20 protein-coding genes are annotated in these 24,094 nt (G+C 44.9%); 10 read left to right on the forward strand and 10 right to left on the reverse strand.

What is annotated here, in order from left to right; all coding sequences use genetic code 11:
* The first annotated feature begins 103 nt into the window (after positions 1 to 103).
* Complete coding sequence (locus tag QE390_RS12615) at positions 104 to 553, forward strand: YcxB family protein (RefSeq protein ID WP_307142391.1); 450 nt, start codon at positions 104 to 106, stop codon at positions 551 to 553.
* A 65-nt stretch (positions 554 to 618) separates the two neighbouring features.
* Here the strand turns inward: QE390_RS12615 and QE390_RS12620 are convergent, their stop codons facing one another.
* Positions 619 to 1,728: a VWA domain-containing protein gene (locus tag QE390_RS12620; RefSeq protein WP_106636312.1), complete on the reverse strand. Its 1,110-nt coding sequence runs from the start codon at positions 1,726 to 1,728 to the stop codon at positions 619 to 621.
* A gap of 277 nt (positions 1,729 to 2,005) precedes the next feature.
* On the opposite strand from QE390_RS12620, the gene QE390_RS12625 reads away from it, so the two are divergent.
* Together QE390_RS12625 and QE390_RS12630 are read left to right on the forward strand one after the other, a co-directional pair.
* Positions 2,006 to 3,238 carry an alanine dehydrogenase gene (locus QE390_RS12625; RefSeq protein WP_106636313.1) on the forward strand — a complete coding sequence of 411 codons (1,233 nt, stop codon included), beginning with the start codon at positions 2,006 to 2,008 and terminating at the stop codon, positions 3,236 to 3,238.
* Positions 3,239 to 3,315: 77 nt separating this feature from the next.
* A complete protein-coding gene (locus QE390_RS12630) occupies positions 3,316 to 3,717 on the forward strand; it encodes a hypothetical protein (RefSeq protein ID WP_106636314.1) in 402 nt (133 codons plus the stop codon).
* Positions 3,718 to 3,840: 123 nt separating this feature from the next.
* On the opposite strand, the gene QE390_RS12635 is transcribed toward QE390_RS12630, so the two are convergent.
* The gene (locus tag QE390_RS12635; protein WP_307142392.1) at positions 3,841 to 4,983 is read right to left on the reverse strand and encodes an aminotransferase class V-fold PLP-dependent enzyme; all 1,143 of its coding nucleotides are present in this window, start codon (positions 4,981 to 4,983) and stop codon (positions 3,841 to 3,843) included.
* Positions 4,984 to 5,349: 366 nt separating this feature from the next.
* Between QE390_RS12635 and gyrB the strand changes: the two genes are divergently transcribed.
* The 4 genes from gyrB (at position 5,350) to QE390_RS12655 (ending at position 10,893) form a co-directional block, all read left to right on the forward strand.
* The gene (gene gyrB / locus QE390_RS12640) at positions 5,350 to 7,329 is read left to right on the forward strand and encodes a DNA topoisomerase (ATP-hydrolyzing) subunit B (protein ID WP_106636315.1); all 1,980 of its coding nucleotides are present in this window, start codon (positions 5,350 to 5,352) and stop codon (positions 7,327 to 7,329) included.
* Between the two features lie 348 nt (positions 7,330 to 7,677).
* Positions 7,678 to 7,899: a hypothetical protein gene (locus tag QE390_RS12645; protein WP_307142393.1), complete on the forward strand. Its 222-nt coding sequence runs from the start codon at positions 7,678 to 7,680 to the stop codon at positions 7,897 to 7,899.
* Between the two features lie 211 nt (positions 7,900 to 8,110).
* Positions 8,111 to 10,249: a polyphosphate kinase 1 gene (gene ppk1, locus QE390_RS12650; protein ID WP_307142394.1), complete on the forward strand. Its 2,139-nt coding sequence runs from the start codon at positions 8,111 to 8,113 to the stop codon at positions 10,247 to 10,249.
* A gap of 116 nt (positions 10,250 to 10,365) precedes the next feature.
* On the forward strand, positions 10,366 to 10,893 hold the full coding sequence (locus QE390_RS12655; protein ID WP_307142395.1) for a hypothetical protein: 528 nt from the start codon (positions 10,366 to 10,368) through the stop codon (positions 10,891 to 10,893).
* On the opposite strand, the gene QE390_RS12660 is transcribed toward QE390_RS12655, so the two are convergent.
* Positions 10,874 to 11,704, reverse strand: a complete 831-nt coding sequence (locus QE390_RS12660) for a hypothetical protein (RefSeq protein ID WP_307142396.1) — start codon at positions 11,702 to 11,704, stop codon at positions 10,874 to 10,876. The genes QE390_RS12655 and QE390_RS12660 overlap by 20 nt on opposite strands.
* Positions 11,705 to 11,911: 207 nt before the next feature.
* Between QE390_RS12660 and QE390_RS12665 the strand changes: the two genes are divergently transcribed.
* Together QE390_RS12665 and QE390_RS12670 are read left to right on the forward strand one after the other, a co-directional pair.
* Positions 11,912 to 13,153: a NupC/NupG family nucleoside CNT transporter gene (locus QE390_RS12665; protein WP_106636319.1), complete on the forward strand. Its 1,242-nt coding sequence runs from the start codon at positions 11,912 to 11,914 to the stop codon at positions 13,151 to 13,153.
* Positions 13,154 to 13,219: 66 nt separating this feature from the next.
* The gene (locus QE390_RS12670; protein WP_307142397.1) at positions 13,220 to 14,191 is read left to right on the forward strand and encodes a GNAT family N-acetyltransferase; all 972 of its coding nucleotides are present in this window, start codon (positions 13,220 to 13,222) and stop codon (positions 14,189 to 14,191) included.
* A 119-nt stretch (positions 14,192 to 14,310) separates the two neighbouring features.
* Here QE390_RS12670 and QE390_RS12675 read toward each other — a convergent pair whose 3' ends face one another.
* A complete protein-coding gene (locus tag QE390_RS12675; RefSeq protein WP_307142398.1) occupies positions 14,311 to 14,481 on the reverse strand; it encodes a hypothetical protein in 171 nt (56 codons plus the stop codon).
* Positions 14,482 to 14,640: 159 nt separating this feature from the next.
* Between QE390_RS12675 and QE390_RS12680 the strand changes: the two genes are divergently transcribed.
* Positions 14,641 to 15,993, forward strand: a complete 1,353-nt coding sequence (locus QE390_RS12680; RefSeq protein WP_307142399.1) for a sorbosone dehydrogenase family protein — start codon at positions 14,641 to 14,643, stop codon at positions 15,991 to 15,993.
* A 55-nt stretch (positions 15,994 to 16,048) separates the two neighbouring features.
* On the opposite strand, the gene QE390_RS12685 is transcribed toward QE390_RS12680, so the two are convergent.
* The 6 genes from QE390_RS12685 to QE390_RS12710 form a co-directional block, all read right to left on the reverse strand.
* Positions 16,049 to 18,538 (reverse strand): TonB-dependent receptor, encoded by a 2,490-nt coding sequence (locus tag QE390_RS12685; protein WP_307142400.1) that lies wholly within the window; start codon positions 18,536 to 18,538, stop codon positions 16,049 to 16,051.
* A 182-nt stretch (positions 18,539 to 18,720) separates the two neighbouring features.
* Positions 18,721 to 20,496, reverse strand: a complete 1,776-nt coding sequence (sppA, locus tag QE390_RS12690) for a signal peptide peptidase SppA (protein WP_307142401.1) — start codon at positions 20,494 to 20,496, stop codon at positions 18,721 to 18,723.
* 140 nt (positions 20,497 to 20,636) lie between these two features.
* Positions 20,637 to 21,266: an inorganic pyrophosphatase gene (locus QE390_RS12695; RefSeq protein ID WP_106636323.1), complete on the reverse strand. Its 630-nt coding sequence runs from the start codon at positions 21,264 to 21,266 to the stop codon at positions 20,637 to 20,639.
* An 89-nt stretch (positions 21,267 to 21,355) separates the two neighbouring features.
* Positions 21,356 to 22,336 (reverse strand): glycosyltransferase family 2 protein, encoded by a 981-nt coding sequence (locus QE390_RS12700; protein WP_106636324.1) that lies wholly within the window; start codon positions 22,334 to 22,336, stop codon positions 21,356 to 21,358.
* 104 nt (positions 22,337 to 22,440) lie between these two features.
* Positions 22,441 to 23,223, reverse strand: coding sequence for a tRNA1(Val) (adenine(37)-N6)-methyltransferase (locus QE390_RS12705; protein ID WP_307142402.1), 783 nt, complete (start codon positions 23,221 to 23,223; stop codon positions 22,441 to 22,443).
* A complete protein-coding gene (locus tag QE390_RS12710) occupies positions 23,192 to 23,824 on the reverse strand; it encodes a viroplasmin family protein (RefSeq protein ID WP_106636326.1) in 633 nt (210 codons plus the stop codon). Before QE390_RS12710 ends, QE390_RS12705 begins: the two co-directional genes overlap by 32 nt.
* Between the last annotated feature and the right edge of the window lie 270 nt (positions 23,825 to 24,094).

Genomic DNA, 24,094 nt, shown 5'->3' on the forward strand with positions numbered 1-24,094 from the left:
AAAGGAAAATAAGCGTTAAAAGCGGAACCTAGATGAGTTGACTTAATAAATGAATAAGTATATTTGAAGTCTACTCTATTCAAATCTACCATTGATTTTTACTATGATTGAAGTTCGTACCCGAGTTGAATTTATGGCTTATCTGAAGTTAATGTATGAGTTGACGTATCGAAAAAAAGTCAATATATTTTTGGGAATCGTAGGTGTTTTGCTCATTACTATAGCGGTTATAAAACCGGCTCCTTTCAATTTTGAATTCTTTCTGGGATGTTTTTTCATCCTTTTTATCCCCTTGTTAACTTTTTGGGGTTCTCGAAAGTCTTTTCAGGTTAGCCCAATATTGAACAGTGAAGTGATTTACACCTTTTCTCCTGATCGAATAAAGATATCAATTGGTGAAATGAAGTCGGAGTTACTAAAGAAAGAGTTAAGTAACATAGAGGAAACGAAAGACTTTTTTCTACTTCAACTCAATAAAGCTAATCTTTACCCCATTCCTAAAAAAGATATATCTGAGCAAGAAAGGGAAAAAATCAGACATTTACTGTTTTAATAAAAGACCCGGTTAGAATCTTCTAAACGGGTCTTTTATTAGAAACCGAAGGGCTTAACTATGAATTATCGCACATTTTTCTTCCGATTTCGCTCGAAATCTTCGAAGATAAATTCCCCTAAACCCTTTAGACTGGAGTAATACGCCCGACCATTATTAGTTTCCGTAAATTTGCGAACAAAATCCTGTAAATACGGATCGCGGGCAATCATAAAGGTGGTAATCGGAATTTTAATTCGACGGCATTGGGCCGCTAACGTCAGCGTTTTATTCAGAATTTTACGATCCAGTCCGAAGCTGTTTTTATAATACCGAATGCCTTCTTTCAAACAGGTAGGTTTTCCATCGGTAATCATAAAAATCTGTTTGTTTTTGTTCTTCCGACGGCGTAATAAATCCATCGCCAATTCCAGCCCCGCCACGGTGTTGGTATGATACGGACCTACTTCCAGGTAAGGTAAATCCTTGACCTGAATCTGCCAGGCATCGTTCCCAAACACGATAATATCTAGCGTGTCTTTCGGATACTTCGTCATGATTAACTCCGACAAAGCCATCGCCACCTTTTTAGCAGGAGTAATGCGGTCTTCACCGTAGAGAATCATCGAGTGACTAATGTCGATCATTAATACGGTACTGGTTTGGGCCTTGAATTCCGTATCGACAATTTCCAGGTCGTTTTCGGTCATCATGAACTCACCAATTCCGTTGTTAATCTGGGCATTACGAATGGATTCCGTCATGGCAATGGATTCCAGTGAATCCCCAAACTGGAATGAACGGCGATCTGACGTGGCTTCATCACCCTGACCCGCCTGCGATGTACGGTGATTACCACCCGAACGGGATTTTTTCAGTTTCCCGAAAATCTCATCTAATGATTGCTTGCGAATGGATTGCTCGCCTTTCGAGGTTAATCCGACTTCGCCTTCGGCGTTTTCTTCGGTGATGTACCCCTTCTTTTTCAGATCTTCAAAGAAATCACCGATGCCGTAATTTTCGTCGGTGAGTTTGTATTGTTTATCCAGTTGCGTCAGCCAGGACATCGCCTGAGCCACGTCGCCACTGGTCATGGTTAGTAATTGATTGAAAATATTGAGCAGCTGGTCAAACTTGGCCTGCTGGGAATCCTGTTGAATATCAGGTACAAAATCAGAAAAACGATGGCCGAGCATAAACGTTGATCAGGTTAAGCTTGTGGTTGGAAAAGAGCCCTTGCGATAGTTACCAGAGAACAGGAGGCAGTAAGCTACGGTTCCCTTACTAAAATTAACCCCATTTTTATGGATTGAGTTTATCGGGAGCCAAAAACTTAAACGAGCCTTCCCGCGTAAAAGCGTATCTTTGCCAAAGTAAAGCCGATCGGGCAGCGTCCAGATCGGACTATAATTATTACTTGGATACCTTTTTAGCATACAGCTATTCTAAAGAAAACGGGTTAAATGCTTCATTATGAGCGTTCCTAAAGTACAACAAACAGGTTTTGAGGCTTTGGCCCAGCAGACGCTTTTGTATCCGCAAGAGCAATTGGCTCCTCTCAAGACCCAAGAGCATACACTACAAATAGGGTTACCTAAAGAAATTTCCTTTCTGGATCACCGGATTACTTTAGTTCCTGAGGCGGTTTCCTTACTGGTTCGTAATGGTCATCATGTGATCGTGGAGAGCGGAGCGGGCGATGGTGCCCAGTTCAGTGATCACGATTACCAGGAGGCTGGTGCCCGTATCGTGTATTCGCCCGAGGAAGCTTACGCGGCGGATGTCATTCTGAAGGTAGAACCCGTTACCGAAGCGGAATATAAATACCTGAAAGCGGGAAGTACCCTGATTTCGGCCCTGACCTTACCCAACCGTACGCAGGAATATTTTGCGGCTTTGAATGAGAAAAAAGTAACGGCCATCGCGTTTGAATACATTGAAGATAAGTCGGGAGCAAAGCCTATCATTCGTACCATGAGCGAAATTGCGGGGAGTACGGTGATGATGGTGGCGGCCGAGTACCTCAGCGGCGTTCATTCGGGAAAAGGAATTATTCTGGGCGGTATTACGGGTGTCCCCCCAACGAAGGTAGTGATCCTGGGAGCGGGGACAGTAGCTGAATACGCTACTCGAATGGCAATCGGGTTAGGGGCTCAGGTTCAGGTATTTGATAAAGATACCTACCGCTTGCAGCGATTACGATATGCCGTGGGTCAGCCGATTTATACGAGCATTATTCATTCGGATATTCTGTCAGATGCTATTCAGCGAGCGGACGTCGTGATCGGAGCGATTCGGAGCGAAGAAGGCCGTAGCCCGATGGTGGTAACCGAAGAAATGGTTGCCCGGATGCGACCAAATTCTGTCGTTATTGATGTATCGATTGATCAGGGCGGTAATTTTGAGACGTCAGAAATGACCAGTCATAAAAATCCGACGTATAAGAAACACGGGGTCATTCATTACTGTGTGCCGAATATTCCCAGTCGCGTAGCCCGCACGGCGAGTATGGCTCTGAGTAATGTATTTCTGCCTTTTCTGCTAAAGACCGGAACACTGGGTGGCATCGAAGAAATGATGTTTGCTAACAAATGGTTTATGCGGGGCGTATACGTACATAATGGATCGGTAACCAACGCCCACATCGCAAGACTTTTTAATTTAAGATACAAAGACCTAGGGCTACTACTAGCCGCGAGAAGATAAGACGAGTTTAGGGTTTTGTGTTTTGAGTTAATAATGAACCCTAAACACAAAACCCTAAACTCTAAACTTGAAGTAAAATGATCGACGAACCTGAAGCATTATCGAATGCCCCTAACTCGCCTGAGTTGAGCGGGAAATACCTGGGAAGTATCACCGCTGATTTCGTGAAAGTTTCTGAATTCATTCAGGAAGCCGCCCACCAGATTCGTCAGCGGGGCTTTTCAAATTACCCCATTTTTGTAGCCTGTCAACAAACGCAACCCATTGGCTCGGCTTTGATTGGTCGTGGCGAAATGAATGGGAACGAATGGTATTATTATGCCACGTTTCTGGAAGAGTTCTTACAGCGTGAAATCATTGGCGAAGACGGAGAAGAGCTTTTCAAGGAGAATTACAAAGACCCCGCCGAATTCGCTTGTCTTTTCATCATCGACCAAGAATTTACCAAGTTTATCTTCATTCCTTATCCTGAAGATTAATACTATCGTTTGAGGTTTGATGGGTTTGAGCAAAAAAGTTTGAGGTTTGAAAAGATGGTCTAGGATTAGTATACATTCGTTCAAACCTTTCAACAAAACCAAACCGCATCAAACCTCACCAAACTACTTTCCTAAACTCGCTTCCAGGGCTTCCGTTAAGGCTTCCAGATCCTGCGGTTCGTTATAGACGTGTACTGCAATTCTCAGGATTGTTCCCCGGGTTGAAATGAATACCTTTCGCTGACTTAATTCCTGCTTCAATCGTTCGTGATTCAGGACGTTGTGCCGCAGACCAAACAAATGCGAAGCTCGTTGAGACTCCTCGGCGAGTTGAAAACCAAGCTCCTGCCAGCGTTCTACAAAGGGATTAACCAGGGTACGGGAGTAATGCTGTACGGCTTGAGGAGTCCAGTCCAGAAGTTGCTGTAACGCGACTTTCTGCATAGGAATCTGAATGAAGTTACTCTGTTCGCCCATGGAATACCGGCTTGCTCCCGGACGAAATTCCTGCGTATAACTCATCAGCGACCGGAAATTATCGCTGCCTTTGCGATTAATCCAACTCTGTTCGATGGAACGACCTTCATCAAAGGCCGGGCCGTAGTAGGCCAGTCCCATTCCATAGGTGCCCAGCAGCCATTTATAACCCGCCACAATCACGGCATCTGCTTGAATCTCACCTAAATCAAAAGGTATGGCCCCAACGGCCTGTGTGCCATCGATCACTAGAAGCGTGCCCGTTTCCCGGCAACGCTGAGCAATATTTTTCAGATCAAATAACAGGCCATCCGACCAGTGTAACGGAGCTAATAATACCAAAGCAGTACGTTCGGATATGCCCTTCAGAATCGCTTCGTTCCAGCTAGGACCATCTTCGGTTCGATCAATGGTAATCAGTTCCAGTTGCTGCGTTTCGCAAACTTCCTCCCATGCGTATACATCGGAGGGGAATTCCCCTTCCACAAGCAGGATATGCTGACCCGGCTGGGCTTTCAGGTTCTTGGCTACGTTCGCCATTCCGTAGGAGACGGAAGGGATAATGGCGATGCGTTCCATAGGGGCCTGGATGAGCTGCCCAAAGAGCCTTCGAACGGTTTCTACATCCGTGAAATAATCATCCTGAACAATGGATTGGGGCTGCGATTTTCGGAGCAAGCCTTTAATGCCCGCTTCTTCTACACTTTTCAACAAGGGCGACATGGAGGCTCCATTCAGGTAATGAACGGAGTCGTCCAGTGAGAACAAATGCTTCTGACTGGTGAACATCGGCAAAAGGGGAATTATTAAAGGTTTTTCATGGTTGATTAATAAGGAGTTACCGGGCATTAGATCTCCCGAAAACAGGCTGTCTTCGCTTGGCGTTTCGAAAGACAGCAGAAATATAATTGAACACGATTTTCAGGTTTTCTACGTTATCCGTACCGGGTAATCCGTAATAAACTGGGCGAAAGGTACATGAATTTCGAGTTTCAGTTCTGGTCTTTTCAAATTCACCTGAAAGTCTTTGTTTTTTTGTGATTTTCTTTGAAAAAAAGGCCATTTTCTGGCTAAAAAATTGTATTTTTACCAAGTTTATTTCGAATGGAGGGGCGATTATAATAGTTTGCCTAATAGTCTAAAAACCAAGTATTTATGACCAACGAAGTTTTGGAAGAAGATAAGGTCGTAACGGCCCGCAATGACTATGGTGCCGATAATATTCAGGTGTTGGAAGGGCTCGAAGCCGTGCGGAAACGTCCTTCCATGTACATTGGAGATGTAGGGGCAAAAGGGCTTCACCACTTAATCTGGGAAGTAGTAGATAACTCGATTGACGAAGCTCTGGCGGGTCATTGTGATACCATTCGGGTTACCATCAACGAAGACAATTCGATTACCGTTGAAGATAATGGCCGGGGTATTCCTACGGGAATGCACTCGAAAGAGAAAAAGTCGGCTCTTGAGGTAGTAATGACCGTTTTGCACGCCGGTGGTAAGTTCGATAAAGGATCTTACAAAGTATCCGGTGGTTTGCACGGGGTGGGGGTTTCCTGCGTGAACGCCCTGTCAACGGACCTGAAAGTGAACGTCTACCGCGAAGGTAAAATCTTCGAGCAGGAGTATAAAATCGGGGTTCCTCAATATCCCGTTCGCGTGATAGGTGAAGCTGGGGATCGCACCGGTACCACGGTTCGTTTCCAGCCAGATGCTACCATTTTTACGGTTACGGAATACAAATTTGAAACCGTTGCCCAACGTCTGCGGGAATTAGCGTACCTTAATAAAGGAATCCGCATTTACCTGACGGATATGCGGGATAAAAACGAAGCCGAAGAACCCCTGACCGAGGAGTTTTACTCAGAAGGTGGTCTGATCGAATTCGTTAAATACCTGGATGGAACGCGTGAAGCTCTGTTAGCTGATCCCATTTACATGGAATCATCAGAGAAAGCTTCGATTCCGGTTCAGGTATCCATGGTTTACAATACCTCTTATTCAGAGAACGTATTCAGTTATGTAAATAACATTAACACAATTGAAGGCGGTACTCACGTAGCTGGTTTCCGGGGTGCATTAACGCGTACACTGAAAAACTACGCGGATAAGAACGGAATGCTGGCGAAGGAAAAAATTGAAATTTCCGGCGAAGATTTCCGCGAAGGTCTGACGGCAGTTATTTCAGTGAAAGTAGCCGAGCCTCAGTTTGAAGGCCAGACAAAAACGAAATTAGGAAATGGCGAGGTAGCGGGTGCGGTTTCTCAGGTGGTAGCGGATATGTTACAAACCTGGCTGGAAGAACATCCGAAAGAAGCCAAAGTCATTGTTGATAAAGTAATCATTGCGGCCAAGGCCCGGATTGCCGCTCGCAAAGCTCGTGAAGCCGTTCAGCGTAAAACGGTTCTTGGGGGCGGTGGCTTACCTGGTAAGCTGGCCGACTGCTCAGAATCGGATGCGGAACTGTGTGAGTTATTCCTCGTTGAGGGGGACTCGGCAGGGGGAACGGCTAAGCAGGGTCGTAACCGGAATTTCCAGGCCATTCTTCCATTACGTGGTAAAATCCTGAACGTAGAAAAAGCTCAGGAATACAAAATCTACGAAAACGAAGAGATTAAGAACATGATTACCGCCCTGGGCGTACAGTTTGGAAAAGAAGGCGATGAAAGAGCCCTCAATCTGGACAAGCTGCGTTACCACAAGATCGTAATCATGACCGATGCCGACGTCGATGGGAGTCACATTCGTACACTGATTCTGACCTTCTTCTTCCGTTATATGAAAGATCTGGTCGATCAGGGATACGTGTACATTGCTCAGCCGCCGCTGTATCAGGTGAAAAAAGGTCAGCAATTCCGTTATTGCTGGACGGAGCAGCAACGCGAGCGGGCTACGCTGGAAATTGGTGGAGATCGCCCGGATTCAGTAAGTGTGCAACGCTATAAAGGTTTGGGTGAAATGAACGCTGAACAGTTGTGGGAAACAACCATGAACCCCGACACCCGTACGCTGAAGCAGGTAACGATTGAAAGTGCGGCTGATGCTGATCATGTGTTCTCGATGCTGATGGGTGACGAAGTTGCTCCCCGTCGGGAATTCATCGAACGCAATGCGAAGTACGCGAAGATTGATATCTAGTCCATAAACGGATGATTCATAAGGGTGGTGGGTGATGAAAACATCCACCACTTTTTTTATTCTTTTCGTAGAGATGTCGATTTATCGCGTCTGGGTAAAAGGTATTTTTGTTACTTGAAAAGTACGCCGTGGTTGGTGAGACACCAACCACGCAACCACGGTTTGCGTACAAATGGCTGGTAAGACACCAGCCATGGCAGGGAAAGCTAGACGCGATGAAGTCGCTTCTCTACGTGGGAAAGTGCTTTTGAATTTATATTCCAGCAGTCGGATCGACGTATGCAACAGCGTATGTGTCAAATGAAGATGAAAACTTAAACGACTCGAACCATCAAACCTTATACAAGCATGACCTACGATTTTAAATCCTACCATATTCGTTCCATTAAGGCTGAAAATGAGGCCGAAAGAGCCGTTATTAATCAGGAATTGAAGGATTTATATGCCTCGCTTTCGGTGGAAGAAAAGGCCGTTTTTAACGAACAATTGCAGACTTTTCTGGTTAAGGAAATGGCGACAATTGGCTCAGAATATGCCGCAGTCAAGTCTCAGTTGAATAATAATAACTGAGTAAAAAACTCCGTTTCTGATAAGTAAGTATTCTGATCATGCGAATCGCTTATTTGTTAACAAAAGGATAATATTGTTTAAAATAAGCTCAGCGATAAAATAGGTTTGTTTTGTGTCTAGAAGAAACACCATAGTGCACCGTTTATCGAAAGGCTCGCGATCTTCGGGCCTTTTGTCGTTTTTTCGGCGACTGATCCGTTTTCGTAATTTTATGGAAGACCAAAAACGTCTGGCTCGTAGTCAGGAAAAAGTAAGTTCTACTATCGGGCAATCCGCCTATATAAGCCGGGATTTAAGCTGGCTGGCTTTTAATGAACGCGTACTTGACCAGGTTCGTGATTCGCAGCGTACCTTATTTGACCGATTGAAATTTCTGGCTATTACCGCTTCAAACCTGGATGAATTCTTTTCCATCCGGGTAGGAAGTTTATATAACTATCTGGATTATAAGAAAGAACGGGTAGATTACTCGGGTCTTCGGGAATGGCCTTTCCGTCAGACGCTACTTTCGGCTATTCAGCGTTTTCACGAAGAACGTAGCCGCATTTTCCGGGACGAGTTATTACCTCAGTTCCCAGAGCATGAATTACGATTAGCCCAGTGGGAAGATTTAACCGAAGAAGAAGCCGAATCAGCCATCCGTCACTTTGATCGGACGATTTTTCCGATGCTGACGCCAATGGTGTATGACCAGACGCACACCTTTCCCAGTCTTATTCCCAAGACGCTGACGTTTACGGTTGTTACCAAAAACCAGAACGTTACTAAGAAAGATCAGGCCGAGAAGAAACTTTCTTTCATCCAGATTCCACAAAATCTACCCCGTTTTTATGTCATTGACCGGGGTGAGGAAGTGGTTTTCTTACCGATGGAAGAAATCGTTCGTCACGAAATTTATAAGCTTTACCGCAATATTGAAATTCTGAATGTCAGCTTATTACGAATCATTCGTAACGGCGATTTTTCAGTAGAAGATATTGACGACGTAGAAGACGATATCATTGATGAAATTCGTCAGAAAGTAAAAAACCGTCGGTTAGGTCGGGTGGTGAAAATTGCCGTTGAGCCAAACTGTTCCGAATGGGTTATTAATATCTTCAAGAAGAAATGGGAAATTGATGACCTGAACATTTTCTACGCGGATCGGCTCATTGACTTTTCGTCCATGTGGCAAATCATTCGCCATCCCGAGTTCCGCGACGAGTTACCGAAATCGCCCATGCCCGTGGCTCCGTTGGGTATGCCTCGGGGAGGGGTGGACGGAATCTTCTCATCGCTGAAAGACCGTGATGTGTTTTTGCATCACCCCTATAATAATTTCGAACCGGTTCTTCAGTTACTCGAACAGGCGGCAGAAGATCCCAATGTGCTTAGTATTAAGCTGACGATTTACCGGGTTGCAAAAAATTCCCGGGTAACGGCAGCCTTACTGAAAGCCGCTGAAAATGGCAAAAACGTAGCCGTATTATTTGAAGTAAAGGCTCGTTTCGACGAAGAGAATAACATCCGTGAAGCAGAGCGTCTGCAAAAGGCGGGTTGCTTTGTGATTCACGGTATTGGTCGTTTCAAAACCCACACGAAACTATTACTCATCGTACGGGCTGAAGGGGATGGCGTGAAACGTTATGCTCACTTGTCGAGTGGTAACTATAATGAAGACACCGCCAAATTGTATACTGACGTGGGGTTATTAACTTCCAACGAAAAGTATACAAGCGATGTAGCCGAATTCTTTAACGTGATTACCGGGCATTCACTGCCCAGTAGTTATCAAAACCTGATTACGGCTCCCGGCGATATGCGGAATAACCTCATTGAGTTAATTCGAGCCGAGGCGGCGAACGCTAAGGAAGGAAAAACGGCAGGGATCTGTTTGAAAATTAACTCGCTGGAAGATCGGGAAACCATTGATGAGTTATACCTGGCTTCGCAAGCGGGTGTTCCCATCAAATTGATTGTTCGGGGTATTTGCTGTTTACGACCCGGTCGGGAAGGGTTATCGGAAAACATTACGGTTCGTTCGATTGTCGGGGAATACCTGGAACATACCCGTCTCTTCTATTTCCATAATGATGGCCAGCCTAAAATTTACGGTGGCAGTGCAGACTTGATGGTTCGGAGTTTTGACAAACGGATTGAATCTTTATTCCGCTTAATCGATCCGAAAGTTCAGCAGCAGGCCGTTCTGATTCTGGATTATAACCTGAAGGACAATGTAAATGCCTACACCTTGAAAGAGGATGGCAGTTATAAAAAATGTCCCCGGAAAGCGGATGAAGAACCTTTCAATATTCACCAGAAGTTTTACGAGGTAACGGAAGAAAGTCTGTCGGATCAATTGCTTTTTTAGGTACCCCTCAAGCATAGCATACGAGCGATTAGGATTGTTTAAGCAGATATTCAGAAGGGCTTAAACAATCCTAATCGCTTTTTAGTAAGTATAGGTAATCCAAAATTAAACGACCTATGCGATTAATATTTGCTCTCGGCCTTCTGCTATTCTCTCTCACCAGCTACTCGCAAAATATGCGATACAGCTACGTGGCTCATCCTGATTCGGTGCTTAATGTATTGGTAGGACAACGCGGAACTTTGTATAAAAAATGGGCTCAGGATCAAAAGGAACGTAATGCTTTTTTCGGCGGACAGTCGAAGAAAGATTTACGCAACATCATTGAAACACTGGAGAATATTCTGGCGAAAGACAACGAAATTCTGGCAGAACTGAATCGGATGAAGCAGGGGGAGGTCGCCGAGTTACGTCGCCGGAATTCCGATGTGGCTCAGAAAGCGAACTCTTATTTAGGCGAAAGCGGAGCCTTAATGGAAGAAAATAAATTGCTGCGGCGTGATCTGGAAAATTACCGGAAACGGGTTAAAGAACTGGACGAGCAGCACAATTTACCTTTGCAGATAACCATTGCCCTGCTCGTCCTTTCCTGGATTTTATTCTTCTTTCTGCGAAAAAAACGCACTAGTTCGGAGCTACGCTAGAGTTCTGATTAACAATGGGCCAAACGCCGGGCCGGGGAACGCTGACGCCTTTTGTGCTCCCGCGTTGGCTATTGTCTGGTCCGAAGTAATAAAGGGGCCAGCCCTTGTAAGTTAATTGCGTACGACCAAAGACAGTAATCGTTTTAAAATCATCTGCACTTACCAAAGAAGGAACATTTTTAGCCGAAAACTCAGCCAGTGGCCAGGTGGCGTTATTACTAAAGTCTGATTTAGTGTAGGTGTTTTTTCCGTTTTTATCGGGGGCAAAGGCATATAAGGTGTGTCCTACGCTATCAACCAGATAGATGGTCTGGCCTGTTCCTTCGGCGTAGGCACTAGTATAATTCTTCCCGTCATTACCCAGTAATTGCCCGGCCCCAATCATGAGGCTAAAATGCGGCTTGGCCACAAACCAAACCGATTCTACTTTATCGCCCTTGGTATCTCCGCTGGCTGCATCGCCCTGGAAGTAATACAAAGGCCAGCCTTTATACGTCGTTTGTTTAGCTCCATCCGAGCGGGTAATAGTGGCGAAATCAGCAGCGGCTAATCCATTTCCCAGCGTAGGGTTTTCCCGGTAGAAAGCGGGCCAGGCGGTCAGACAGCCGCCGGTACAGGTAGAAGGCCCGGCTACATCTTTGGCAAAGAGATAAAGCGTTTTTCCCTGCTTATCCACCAGCACGTCTCCCAGACCGGTTTGCTGGATGGAAACGTCCATACGAGGCGTTTCTTCCGATGATTTTTTACAAGCTGACATTCCCCCCATTCCAGCCAGGAACAGCACAGAGAGCATAATTTTTCTGAATAGCATACAAAAAGGAGTCTTGAAGTTTGAAATAGTACCGACTCCTTACTCGTAGAGAAGGGCAGAAAAGTTGCCTGTGCCCTTGGAAAATTCTGAAACGTAAGGAAAATTAAAGAAGCGGTTAACTCACTAATTCGTTTGGTATCAGAGCCAGAATCGGTTATTTTCGCAGGGTTTCATCACACTTAAGCATTATATTTTTCCCCTTACCACATGGATCGATTCACCGGCTTGATTGGCATTGCCGTAATTTTAGGCCTTGCCTTTGCCCTTTCCAATAACCGTAAAGCCATTAATTACCGAACTGTAGGCGTGGGTCTGGCTCTACAAATTGGTCTGGCCGTTTTCATTTTGAAGACATCTTTGGGCCAGCAAGTTTTTGGATTCGTAGGTGAACTGGTTAAAAAATTACTGGATAAAGCCAGCGAAGGAGCCACTTTCGTGTTTGGCCCTTTAGTCAATTCTCCCTTATTGACGAGCGTTTTTGGTGCGTCCAATAACTTCATTTTCTTTTTTCAGATTGTCCCCACCATCATTTTTGTGGCAGTACTGGTAAACATGCTTTATCACCTTGGACTGATGCAGCGGATTATTTCGGTATTAGCCCGGGGAATGTACTGGCTAATGGGCGTGAGTGGAGCCGAGGCTCTTTCGAACGTTTCCAGTGCTTTCGTAGGGCAGGTTGAGGCTCAGATCATGGTGAAGCCTTACCTGAAAGACATGACTAAGTCGGAGTTAATGGCTTCCATGACGGGTAGTTTTGCCTGTATTGCCGGGGGCGTTATGGCAACGTATATCAAGTTGGGCGTAGAAGCTTCGTACTTACTGGCCGCTAGCTTAATGGCGGCTCCCGGAGCTTTGGTGATCTCAAAAATCGTATTTCCTGAAACGGAAGAATCCGCTACCAAAGGTGTAGTAAAGCTGGAAGTGAAAAAGCACCACGCCAACTTGCTGGATGCCATTGCGGCGGGTGCGGGCGAGGGTCTGAAAGTGGCTTTCAACGTGGTGGCGATGCTGATCGGTTTCATTGCTCTGATTGCTCTGGTCGATTCGATTTTCTGGAGAATTGGTTACTATATCTTTGGCATGGGTGACTTGAGCCTGAACTGGTTTTTAGGAAAAATCTTCTCCGTTTTTGCCTGGTGTATGGGGGTGCCGAGTCAGGATATTGAACAAGCGGGTGCGTTGATGGGTACTAAAATGGTAGTGAATGAATTCGTGGCTTACCTGGATCTGATTAAAATGAAAGGCGAGCTGGACCCCAAAACGATTGCAATTACCAGTTTCGCTTTGTGTGGATTTGCAAACTTCAGTTCCATTGCTATTCAGGTAGGGGGAATTGGAGAGTTAGCTCCCACCCGTCGTTCGGATTTAGCTAAATTGGGCTTTAAAGCTCTTATTTGCGGAACGCTGGCTAGTTACATGAGTGCAACCATCGCCGGATTACTTCTATAATCCCTGATTAATTATGATACGTAGAAGGCTGGTTTTGACCGGCCTTCGCTGTTTAATATCCTTTCTATGCATCAGTTTCTCGAGACATTTAACTTCCAGCCGAACGAAAAAATAGGTAGCTTAGGTTGCGGCGGGGGAATCTGGGAAATTGGCTTGGGAGTACTGCTAGGGAACCTGAACTTCGTTTTGATGGATATTAATCCTGAAATTCTTAATGAAGAAGAAGTGCAGGCGGCGGTTGGTTATTGGGAAAAGCATTACTCGAAACTCAATACGAGTCGCTTTCAGGTTATAATCAACACCCCGCAGAAAATTCCATTACCCGACCAAAGTTTAGATAAACTCATCCTGAGTAATGCCTTTCATGAGTTCTCCGAACAGGCAGCGATGCTTCAGGAAATCAGACGGGTTATGAAGGAAAATGGTTCTGTTTTTGTCGAGGAACAAATCGCTCAGTTTTCGGGCGAACGGCATGAAGGCTGTGGTAAGCCCTTGTTTACCGCATCAGAACTAAAGCAAGTGTTTGAAAAGGCTGGATTTACGTTGACTCAGGCCGTACCTTCCTCAGAAATTGCTCAATTATTTACATTTTCAGTAGCTATGATTATAGTTCGTTCTCCTCAGACTCCCGAAGAGTGGAAAGCTTATTACCAACTGCGATTTGACGTCCTTCGCGATCCCTGGAATCAGCCGCCGGGCAGTGAAAGGTTAGCCGACGAAGATCAGGTCATTCACGCCGCTGCTTTTGGTGAAGGCGGAAAAATACTAGGTGTAGCCCGCTTACAAACCAACGAACCCGGTGTAGGGCAGGTACGCTGTGTAGCGGTGTCAACGGCTGCCCAGGGTAAAGGGGTTGGAAAAAAGCTAATGAGTTACCTGGAGGCATTGGCTTTAGGGCAGGGGTTAACCGAGATCATTCTGGAAGCCCGCGAAAATGCCGTGCCTTTCTACCAATCCATCGGTTACGAAATCACAAAAACGAGTTACCTGCTTTTCAACGAAATTCAGCACTATACCATGCGGAAGGCTTTGGTTTGAGGAGGTTAGATCAGGTTTGAGGAGATTAGATCAGGTTTGAATCGGTTTGAGAAAGTGTGATCTGGTCATTAATAAACTACCCTCACTGTTCTTTCGAAGGTAGAGAGAGCTGCTGTAGATTAGGGGAGTAAAGCTTTGTTAAAGCCGAGTACGTTCGCAAAAGGAATAGGTTCCTTCGCTTCGCTCTGGATGACAGACTTGGAGTGGGAACGGCAGGTTCTACCTGCCGTTGGGGTAGGAACGAGATGGAATTTCGCTCCAGTAGTCAGGGTTTGAATTAGTTTGAGCAAGTATGATCTAGTAGGGTAAGACTCTCTAATTGGCCCAAACGTTTTCAAATGCTCAAACGACAATCAAACTTTCAAACTAACTCAAACATATCCAACCCCATCACTCCCATACTGGCACATTTATTTTTTGGGGATGTTTTGAATTAATCAAAACATCCCATGATAAACCGATTTCATTCCAGCTTTTCAGCCTTAACGATAATAGTCACGGGTTTCTTCATTATTACCTGTGTGCAGTGTGCTCAGAAATCTTCGAACGATAAAGCCGAAGCCGATTCTACCCAGACGGTGGCAACGGAAGAGGTGCCGCAAAAAGTAAATTTACCGGAGCCATCCAAGCCTAAAAATAAATACAGTAATATCATTGGCTGGTCTGATGGGCAGATGCCCAAGGCTCCCGAAGGCTTTGTGGTAACCGAATACGCTGGTAACCTCAAAAGCCCACGCTGGGCCTATCAGTTACCCAACGGAGATGTACTGATTGTAGAATCTAATACCGAAACCAAAGGTGCCAAACGCGTACAGGAGCAGGTTTCCGGCAAGATTAAATCCCGTTCGGATGACGGACTGAGTGCTAACCGCATTACCCTGCTCCGCGATACTAATAAAGACGGCCAACCGGATGTGCGTGAAATTTTCCTGAAAGACCTCAATCAGCCATTTGGGATGTTGTTAATCAAAAATGATTTTTACGTAGCTAATACCGACGGCATTCTGAAGTTTCCTTACAAAGAAGGAGATACCAAGATTACAGCTAAAGGGCAAAAAATCCTGGATTTACCCGCGGGTGGTTATAACAACCACTGGACGCGTAACCTGCTAGCCAATAGTGACGGCTCGAAAATCTATGTTTCTGTAGGTTCAGGAAGTAACGTAGCTGAACACGGCATGGAAAACGAAGTGCGTCGGGCTAGTATCCTGGAAATTAATCCCGATGGTTCCGGCGAAAAAATATACGTGAGCGGCATTCGTAACCCCGTTGGCATGGATTGGGAACCTAACACGAAAAAACTCTGGTCGGCAGTAAATGAGCGGGATGAACTGGGCGACGAACTCGTGCCTGATTACTTGACTCAGGTAAAAGAAGGTGCTTTCTACGGTTGGCCTTTTGCCTATTGGGGCCCGCACGAAGATCCCCGCCGCAAAGGTGAAAATCCCGAAGCCGTGAAGAAAACGGTTGTGCCCGACGTAGATTTGGGTTCGCACACGGCCTCGCTGGGCCTGGCGTTCTACAAAGGAGATAAATTCCCGGCGGCCTTCCGTCAGGGAGCCTATGTAGGGCAACATGGTTCCTGGAATCGCTCGGAACTGGTGGGTTATAAGGTGGTATTTGTACCCTTTAAGAATGGAAAGCCTGCTGGAAAACCCCAGGATTTCCTAACCGGATTTATTGCTAATCCTGAATCAGGAGAAGTGTACGGTCGTCCGGTAGGAACGTTCTACTTGAAAGACGGTTCTATGCTGGTAACTGACGATGGGGGTGGTAAAGTCTGGCGGGTAGCAACCAAGTAATGTTCACATAAAAGGACGATTGGCAAAAGCTAATCGTCCTTTTAGTTTTATGAAATCAGAACGTATAGTTAATCGTTAACAGCGAATTGGACGGAGCACCGGGGAAGAGGCGAATATAGTCGTAACCACCTACCCAATACGTCTTATTGGTAATATTATTCAGGTTGTACTGAAGCTGAACCCTACCCACATTGTAATACACGGCTGCGTTGAACAACAGATACGAAGGAATCGTCTGCGTGAGGTTAATGGAAAGATTACGCTTGTCCACAAAATTGGCTCCTAAACCAACACCCAAGCCTTTGAAGTCACCGTTTGCGATGGAATAACGCGTCCAGAAGTTAGCCAGATTGCGGGGAGCATTTGGCTTCTGAATATTACGTTCGGCTTCGATTAATGTCTCTGTAATTTGGGCTTTGTTATAGGCATACGAAGCAATGACACTCCAGTTCGGCAGAATTCGTCCGATTACGTCAAATTCAATGCCACGAGACACTTCTGCTCCGACCTGACGTAATAACTCTGGATTTTGAGTGTCATTGGCGTTGTAAAGCGTATTCGTTTGTCTGATCTGATAAACCGCGAAAGAAGCCGTTAGCCGATCTTCCAGCCAACTGGATTTTGCTCCGGCTTCGATCATATTACTTTCCATGGGTTTAAACGGTCCGCCAGCGTTCGGATTGGCAATGGATGAAGCAGTCTGTGGATTATATCCCTGAACGTAAGTAGCATACAGGTTAACGTTTGCATTCGCGGTAAACACTAAACCAAAACGAGGTAACCATACCGACTGGTTGGTCTTCTTCTGGCTGGAAGTTTTATACTTATCAAAGTCCGTGTAGTTTTCATAACGAACACCTAACAAAGCCTGAAAACGACCAAATTTGAGTTGTTCCTGAATGTAAGCGGCGTTGAGGTAATAGTACGTGGGATCAAATAACTTTTGTAAGTAGAATAATTTACTATCATCCTGTATTCGTTGAGAATTAAGAATATTTGATAAATCAAAGTGAGGAACATTAGGCACTGGATTTCCCTTTGCATCTAGCAAATACTTTGATTTTTCAGCAGGAATATACGATCCAATAAAACCATTATTAGCTGAATTGCGATAACCACTAGCTGTTAACTGAGAACCTCCCACAGGTAATTTTTCACTTCCATAATCATAACCTACTATTAGACGGTGTTCAATAAGACCGGTGGTGGTTTCGACGTTAAAATAGCCAGAAAAATTGTCAATAAACCGAGTTCGTTTACGGTTGAAAACTTGCATGGCAACCTTAGCAGGAAGGCTAGCTCCAGTTGCGTCTACTCCATATCCACTGGCCGAACGATGTTCGAAAAGATCTTCTGCATAGCCCGTTTTCATGTAAGCTGCGTTGAAGCTTAGCCAATTAGTGAGCTTACGACTTAAGGATAACGAAACATTATACGTCTGTTCGTTCAAATAATCACTAGGTGTAGCAAGAGATAGAGAGGTTGGCGTAGAATATAAATCACTGTTACCAAACACCGACTGTCCGCGATCCAGACGACTTCTTGAATCATTATACACCAGATCAAAATTGATACGGGTCTTATCATTGGGCAGGAAAGAGAAGGATGGGGCAATGATCAGGTTTTTGTCAAACTGTAAATCACGGAAAGACTGGGCATTCTCATATCCCAAATTCAGACGATACAACAAGGTACTATCCTTGCTGGCGGGGCCGGTAAAGTCGGCTAAAGCCCGGAAATTATTAAAACTTCCTAAGGATAGACTCAGTGATTTACGATTTTCATCCAATGGCTTTTTAGTGACACGGTTGACCGTACCGCCGGGGCTGGCGTTTCCAAATAGAGCAGAAGAAGGGCCTTTCAGTACCTCTACACGTTCCAGGTAATTGACCAGGGGTTGTTTCCAAAATCCCGTGCTGGTGCGTAGACCGTTGATTAACTGAGTATTAGACTGTCCATTGATTCGAAAACCACGAATGGTTAAGTCGTCATAAAAGGTAAATTGAGTAACGCCGCTGAAGTTCTTGACCACTTCACCCACTCGTATCGCCCCCTGATCAGCGATGAGTTCTTTACTGGCGTAGGAAACCGATTGAGGCAGATCCTTGAGGTTGGTAGCGGATTTACTACCAATGAAGGTGGTCGAAGTTTTGTACGTCGTCTCTTTCCGACCAATGATTTCTACCTGTTGCAAAGCAGTACTGCCAGAATTCAGTGTGAACGTATATGCTACGCCGCCTGAAGTTGAGGTTTTAATGTGATGAACAGCAGATTCATACCCTACGATGGAAAGATGTAGCGTATAGGATTTGCCGGGTTCCAGCGATAACTGAAAATGACCCGTTTCGTCAGTAGTCGTTCCTGTTTTAGAAGCAGAAACCATGACGTGAACGCCTTCCAAACCTTCGCCAGCGGCAGTTTTAATGACTCCGTGAATCGTTCCGGGAGCCAAGTCCATTTGCTTTTGCTGCGAAAAGGCGGCTTGAGTCAGAAGCACTAATAATAAGCTGAAGTAGACAAATGGGAGATATATTTTTTTGACCATAGAGTTTAATTAATTTAGATTAATTAAAAACAAAGGTATGTCAGCTCATTTCTACTAAAGATAAGTTGGCTTATTAACTGCTAGTTTTTAATCTGTTTTTAATAATTGAATAGGATTACTTAATAAAAAAGGGTCGTGCATGAGGAATGCACGACCCTTTTGATTGGTGAAAATTTTTAGTCTTAACGAATATTGATTTCGTAAGGCAAACGAGCCTGTAAACCATTCATGGTCTGTAATTTTTTCAGTTTCTGAACGTAAGGAACTAGATCACCAAAAGTTGAATTCATAAGGCGGGCTTCCTGCTCGGCATCTACGGTATCAAATAAGGTTTCGAAGAATTCCTTCTTAGCAGGGTAACGAACCCGGTATTCACCCGATTTCAGTTTTGCCTCCGAAGCTGCCAGTGAGATAGCTTTGTCCAGACCTCCTAATTCGTCAACCAATCCGTTTTGTTTGCCTTCCAAACCAGACCACACGCGGCCACCCGCAAGAGCTCTGAGTTTTTCAACGGGCATTTTACGGCCTTGAGCTGCTTTGTTGGTGAATACCTCGTAAAAGCGATCCGTTGAACGCTGGAAATGAGCTTTCTCGAAATCGTCCATTTCGCGAGTCAGCGTAGGGTAATCCGAGTGAGCGTTCGTATTAACGCGGTCGAAAGTGATTCCTAACTTATTCTTCGTGAATTCGTCCACGCGGAAAAACAGCGAGAATACGCCGATGGAACCCGTAATCGTCGTGGGCTGAGCTACGATTTTGTTACAACCCATGGCCAGGTAATAACCACCGGAAGCTGCATAATTAGACATCGACGCAATGACTGGTTTTTTCTCACGAGCCAGTTGAATCTCCCGCCACATTACTTCTGACGCCAGACCAGAACCACCGGGGGAATTGATTCGTAAAACAATGGCTTTCACGTTTTTATCCTTACGAGCCTTACGGATTTCAGCGGCTGTTTTCTCGGAAGCAATTTGTCCGTCGCTGTCGTCGCTCCCGTCTACGATGCTACCTTCGGCAACGATAACGGCAATTTTATTATCTGTATTCGGAGCGTCTTTATCCGCAGAAATCGTTTTCTGGTATTTGTCCAGATTAACGTAATTAACCTTCTGGTCTTCGTTAATTTTCAGGGCTTTACGAATGGCGGTATCAAACTCATCGTAGTAACCTACGTTAGTGACGATCTTGTTCTTCAGAGCGTCCGTTGGTTCGTAAGCTTTCAGAGAATCGGCAATGGTTTTCAATTCTGCCACGGACACGCCACGACTTTTGGACACTTCATCCAAAACCTGATTGTAAATGGAGTTCAGGAAAGACTTGGTCTGCTCGCGGTTTTCTTCACTCATGTTTTCACGAAGGAAAGGCTCCACGGCACTTTTATAGTTACCCACACGGAAAACTACAGGTTTGATATCAAGCTTATCGAAGGTGCCTTTGTAGAATTCGTATTCGGCATTCAATCCGTTAAAATCAATTCCCCCGGATGGATTCAGGTAAATTTTGTCGGCTACGGAAGAAAGGTAATAACCCTGCTCGGTGTATGTTTCGCCGTAGGAGTAAACAAATTTTCCGGATTTCTTGAAGTCAATTAAGGCATTACGAACTTCTTCAAGAACGGCCCATCCTGTGCTGGGGGAGTTGGCCTTCAGGTAAATACCCTTGATTTTTGAATCCGTTTTAGCGTAGGCTAAGGCTTGCTTTAATTGGACTACGCCCACCTGACTTTTGTTGCTGATGAAAGGGCCACTAAAATCAGATAAGGGATTCGATACGTTATCGTGTTCGGTAAAGCTTTTGTTCAGGTCTAGTTTTAAAACAGAATTATCATCCAGCGTTACGCTTTCGCTAGCCGAGCCAACAACCGAGGCAATGCCAATAATTAAGAAAAACGCAACGACCGAAAAGAGTAACAGGCCCACAATGGTAGCAAGTACATATTTCAGAAATTGTAGCATAAGGTGTGTTATAGAATGTTTTGGAAAAGTAGTAATGAGCTATTGTTATTCTATAAAAATAACAAGCCCGTCTTGCAACGGGCTTGAAATAAGTCTGAGCGGGATTTCCCGCGGATGAAAGGACGTGAGAACGGTTATCCTTAAATAAGGGCCGTTTTCGAAGTCAGGGTTTGGTAATCCTGACGGCTCTTACGAATTACTTCGTGAGCCACATCACGACCATATACCGTATCAATTTCGATTACAGCTTTGGCTTCGCCCGGAATATTTTTGTACGTCAGGAAGTAGTGAACCAGACGATTTAATACGCTTTTAGGGCAATCGTTTAGGTCAGTCCAGCTACCATAAACGGCATCATTTTTCAGAACGGCGATGATTTTATCGTCCGCTTCGCCTTTGTCGATCAGACGAATACCGCCGATGGGAATGGCCTGAAGGATGATATTACCGTGAGGGATGGTTTTTTCTGCCCATACACAAATGTCCAGCGGATCTCCATCACCTTCAGGAATGTTACGACCTGACTGCTCTGTAGCGTACTGAGCGATGGCATCGCCGCAGTAGGTTTGGGGCAGGAAGCCATACAAACAAGGCATATAGTTAGAGAAAAGCTGAGGACGGTCAATTTTCAAAAAGCCCGTTTCTTTGTCAATTTCATATTTAACCGTATCCGTGGGTACAATCTCAATGAAGGCGGTAACAACTTCAGGGGCATTTTCCCCGATGGGAACCCCGTGCCAGGGGTGTGCAATTTGGGTCGAAAAACTCATAGGATAATAACCGATTTAATGCGGTTTGACAGACAATAGTCGCTAAAAATAATCAAATATGTTTTATAAATAACTCAGCACTAGAACACTTATACTTTTTCTTCCATTCCTACTTTTTCCCGAATCTTGTATTCGGTAGTTCGTTCAGCATTGGAAGCCATTAACTCACCGAGAAAGCCGGCCAGAAATAATTGTGAGCCTACAATAATAGCTGTTAAGGCCAAGAAAAACTTCGGATCGTCAGTCAGGTTGCGAAATTTATGCCCTGCAGCAACGCTGTAAATCTTATCAATACCCAGCCAAGTCGTAGCGACAAACCCAAGTAAAAACGAAATTACTCCAAAAGTACCAAATAAATGCATGGGTCGCTTCCCAAAACGATTGACGAACACAATCGTGAGCATATCCAGCAATCCGTATATAAAACGCTCTAACCCGAATTTGGTTTTGCCATATTTCCGGGCCCGGTGCTGCACTACCTTTTCTCCAATTTTTGAAAAGCCATTCCATTTGGCAAGAATGGGAATATTGCGGTGCATTTCGCCGTACAAACGTACGGATTTCGCCACAGGAGCGTCATAGGCTTTCAGTCCACAATTGAAGTCATGCAACTGAACACCCGAAACCCAGCGGGAAACGGCATTGAATAATTTAGTTGGAAGCGTCTTGGAAAGTGGATCGTAACGCTTCTGCTTCCAGCCCGAGATAAGATCGTATTCTTCGACAGTAATGAGGCGATACAGTTCAGGAATTTCCTCGGGACTGTCCTGTAGGTCAGCATCCATTGTGATGATTACCTGACCTAAAGCGGCCTGAAAACCCGTATATAAAGCGGCTGATTTCCCATAATTGCGGCTAAAACGCATGCCCCGAATGTGCGGATTCTGGAGGGAAAGCTGGCGAATCACCCGCCAGGAGTGATCGTTACTACCGTCATCCACCAGAATGATTTCATACGTAAACTGATGTTCATTCATTACCCGCTCAATCCAGGCACAAAGTTCAGGAAGTGATTCCTCTTCATTGTACAGGGGGATGACAATGGATAACTGATAAAGGTATGGTGGCATTCTCGTAATATCCTGTGAATGAAAGTTTTCTAAATAAACTCAGCGAAAATTCAGATGTAGAGTAACGTGAACAGGTACAAATTTGATCTACTCTGAGGGTTTATTTAGAAAATCAGGTAATAATCTTTTAGCAAATTTACGAATTCCGGCGTGTACTCGTCCGCTTCATTGCGGATACAAAGCGTTTCTGTTGGAATTTCCTTCCGATTTTGACTTTTGCTAAAGGTTGAGACCAGTCGGAAGGGAGCTTTAGCCGGGGAATTTTTCAAAACTAGCTGTTCCTGTAGATAAAAATTCAAAGGGGCTAATTCTTTACTTAACAATTCAGTTTCGAAAACGGGTAATAAAACCGTAAATCTTCCTGAGGGTAATAAATGCCGATGAACCGCCTGAGCTAATTCCGCAAAACTTAAACGTTCGTCGTGAGCGGCTCGATTACGTCCTTCTTTCGGTGAGCGTAAGGAATTTTGAAAAAAAGGAGGATTTGAAATGATTAATTCATACTTCCGGTCTACTTCTAGTGTCTGAATTGCCGATTCAATGACAGTAATCTGCGAGGGAAAGGGACTCAAAGCAATATTTTGTCGAGCCTGTTCGGCTGAGTTTGCATCAATTTCTACGGCATCAATCCGATATTCTGCTTCATGAATGCGTTGAGCCAGCATGAGCGGTAAAAGGCCGGTGCCGGTGCCAATATCCAGAATGGAATGTGTGTTCGTAACTTTTGTCCAGGCTCCTAACACGCAGGCATCCGTACAGACTTTCATCGAAGTCTGGTCCTGATGAATGGTAAATTGCTTGAATGTAAAGAAAGAGTTACGGGCCATGACGTAAGTGCGTACAATGAAAAGGGAATTATTTACGTCCGAAATCGGCGGGATTTTCACCCCAGTATTCGGTTTCCCATTTGAGTACTCTGGTTGAATACGTATTATTTTTCAACCAGGTTTCAGCCCGATCAATTAATTCAAACAGGATTTTGTTGGCTTCCGTTTCTGGAAGTTTGGTATTGGCGACTTTGTTACGAACCCAGCTAATGGCCGTTCTGGAGTCGGAGTATATCGGCAGCTGACTGTTTACTTTTTTGAGGTAAGCCAATCCGTGGACAATCGCCAGAAATTCGCCGACATTATTCGTGCCGTCGGCAAAAGGTCCCATTCTAAAAATCAGCGTGCCGGAAGGGTATTCAACGCCCTGATATTCCATAACGCCAGTAGCCGTATTCCAGGCCGCATCGACGGCTAGGGAAGGGGTAATGGGCTTTCCGACCAGGGCCGAATTCTTGGGGGTTGACTCGACTTTTTTAGCCGTACCGATGTACTTCCGGGGATTTTCCCGAAAGGCCATAACGGCCTGTTGTTTGTCTTCAAAGGATTTATACTGAGCTCCATTAAAGCCCTCAATCTGAGCTTTAGCGTCTTCCCAGTTATCAAAAATCCCCGGATGCCGTCCCTGCCAGACTACGTAATATTTGGTTTTCTTACTCACGAACGCAAAAATACGATAGAGTTTGGAGTTTTCAGTGTAAAACGCTAACCCCGGCAGTGTTGATTTATTGGTAGCTCTGTTCTGGATACATCCGAGTGACCATGCAGAAAGACAGGGGTAGTAATAATCTACTTGTGTAAAAACTAACGTTTTGTCCTATTTACAGTTACCCCAGATTAGCATCCGGGGCTATTCGTATTTAACCCCGCTGGGGTTGTTTTCAAAGCCATGGCTGGTGTCTTCACCAGCCATTTTTGTAGTTAGGCAAGG

Source organism: Siphonobacter sp. SORGH_AS_1065 (genome assembly GCF_030818595.1).
In the GTDB taxonomy this organism is placed as follows: Bacteria; Bacteroidota; Bacteroidia; order Cytophagales; family Spirosomataceae; genus Siphonobacter.

Bases quoted from the DNA above. Each gene is read 5' to 3' on its own strand.
- QE390_RS12615 (WP_307142391.1), top strand. From the start codon at position 104: ATGATTGAAGTTCGTACCCGAGTTGAATTTATGGCTTATCTGAAGTTA.
- QE390_RS12620 (WP_106636312.1), bottom strand. From the start codon at position 1,728: ATGCTCGGCCATCGTTTTTCTGATTTTGTACCTGATATTCAACAGGAT.
- QE390_RS12625 (WP_106636313.1), top strand. From the start codon at position 2,006: ATGAGCGTTCCTAAAGTACAACAAACAGGTTTTGAGGCTTTGGCCCAG.
- QE390_RS12630 (WP_106636314.1), top strand. From the start codon at position 3,316: ATGATCGACGAACCTGAAGCATTATCGAATGCCCCTAACTCGCCTGAG.
- QE390_RS12635 (WP_307142392.1), bottom strand. From the start codon at position 4,983: ATGTTCACCAGTCAGAAGCATTTGTTCTCACTGGACGACTCCGTTCAT.
- gyrB (WP_106636315.1), top strand. From the start codon at position 5,350: ATGACCAACGAAGTTTTGGAAGAAGATAAGGTCGTAACGGCCCGCAAT.
- QE390_RS12645 (WP_307142393.1), top strand. From the start codon at position 7,678: ATGACCTACGATTTTAAATCCTACCATATTCGTTCCATTAAGGCTGAA.
- ppk1 (WP_307142394.1), top strand. From the start codon at position 8,111: ATGGAAGACCAAAAACGTCTGGCTCGTAGTCAGGAAAAAGTAAGTTCT.
- QE390_RS12655 (WP_307142395.1), top strand. From the start codon at position 10,366: ATGCGATTAATATTTGCTCTCGGCCTTCTGCTATTCTCTCTCACCAGC.
- QE390_RS12660 (WP_307142396.1), bottom strand. From the start codon at position 11,704: ATGCTATTCAGAAAAATTATGCTCTCTGTGCTGTTCCTGGCTGGAATG.
- QE390_RS12665 (WP_106636319.1), top strand. From the start codon at position 11,912: ATGGATCGATTCACCGGCTTGATTGGCATTGCCGTAATTTTAGGCCTT.
- QE390_RS12670 (WP_307142397.1), top strand. From the start codon at position 13,220: ATGCATCAGTTTCTCGAGACATTTAACTTCCAGCCGAACGAAAAAATA.
- QE390_RS12680 (WP_307142399.1), top strand. From the start codon at position 14,641: ATGATAAACCGATTTCATTCCAGCTTTTCAGCCTTAACGATAATAGTC.
- QE390_RS12685 (WP_307142400.1), bottom strand. From the start codon at position 18,538: ATGGTCAAAAAAATATATCTCCCATTTGTCTACTTCAGCTTATTATTA.
- sppA (WP_307142401.1), bottom strand. From the start codon at position 20,496: ATGCTACAATTTCTGAAATATGTACTTGCTACCATTGTGGGCCTGTTA.
- QE390_RS12695 (WP_106636323.1), bottom strand. From the start codon at position 21,266: ATGAGTTTTTCGACCCAAATTGCACACCCCTGGCACGGGGTTCCCATC.
- QE390_RS12700 (WP_106636324.1), bottom strand. From the start codon at position 22,336: ATGCCACCATACCTTTATCAGTTATCCATTGTCATCCCCCTGTACAAT.